Here is a 1,104-nt window from a genome sequence, read left to right as displayed (position 1 = left end):
AGTCTGAGACTAAATTCTGTTGGTTTTATGCAGTTTTCTCAGAGTAACTTCTGGAAGGACGGGAACTAGAACTTACTTTGAGAATTTACCTTTTTAAGTGGAAAGAGTAGGAACTGATAACAATATCCTCATGCCAGCGTAAACGTGCTTTAAGACGCAAACTCATTTGGTTGTGGAGCATATTTTGCCAACCGTGTTTAGGGACAAACCTTGGAATAACAACCGTCATTGTTTGCCCTTCCTTATTGGCTTCGCGACTGATCTTTTCAACAAAACGCACTGTCGGACCAATGATATCACGGTAAGTAGATTCAATATTGATAAAGGTAACATCAGGAAAATAGTCATGAAACTCAGCATCAATTTCTTCGTCTTTTTCTTTTGTTTCCAAAGTTGAAACATGCATAGCAATGACGGTATCGCCAATACTTTTAGCATAATTGACCGCTCTGATACTTGCTTGTGTCATATTACCAACAAGTACTAGGACTGTATTCCCTGAGTATTGAATATTCTTAACTTCATCCGTCAAACGTAGTTGGAGAGCAACATTGGTATAGTGATGCTTAATGGAAATGAAAAGAAACATCAGAGCACCGATGAGTGGGAAAAACGGCCAAATATCTGATAAACGGAAAAGTAATAAAACAATAATAATGAGGTAACAGATTGCAGCACCAATAATATTAGCCAAAGAATGTCTAATAAAACCCTTACCATATTGTCGTTTCCAGTGAATAACCATCCCTGTTTGCGACAAAGCAAAAGGAACAAAAACCCCAATTGTGTATAAAGGAATCAAACGTTCAGTTGATCCTTCTGACAAAAGCAAAAGTAAAATCGCTCCCAAGGCCAAAGTAATAATGCCGTTAGAATATCCCAAACGCGCCCCTTTCTCCATAAACATGTGAGGCATGTATTTATTTTTTGCCATACTAAAAGATAACATTGGAAAAGCTGAAAAGCCAGTATTAGCTGCTACAGCCAAGATAAGAGCCGTTGACAATTGAAATATAGTTAATTGAAATAGGGATAGGACAAAAGAGCCTCAAGAAAAGTATCGCAATTTGGCAATGCTTTTCTGAGGTGTTTTTTGATATGAGC

At 37.5% G+C, this 1,104-nt stretch carries 1 pseudogene; it reads right to left on the bottom strand.

Going from position 1 to position 1,104, the window contains the following annotated elements:
• Nucleotides 1-85: 85 nt before the first annotated feature.
• Nucleotides 86-1,015 (bottom strand): annotated as a pseudogene (locus tag A3I7_RS12975) (amino acid permease); the annotation flags it as partial.
• Nucleotides 1,016-1,104 lie beyond the last annotated feature (89 nt).

The sequence above is a fragment of the Streptococcus orisratti DSM 15617 genome (genome assembly GCF_000380105.1).
GTDB lineage: Bacteria > Bacillota > Bacilli > Lactobacillales > Streptococcaceae > Streptococcus > Streptococcus orisratti.
This window is presented reverse-complemented; position numbering and strand designations above follow the sequence as displayed.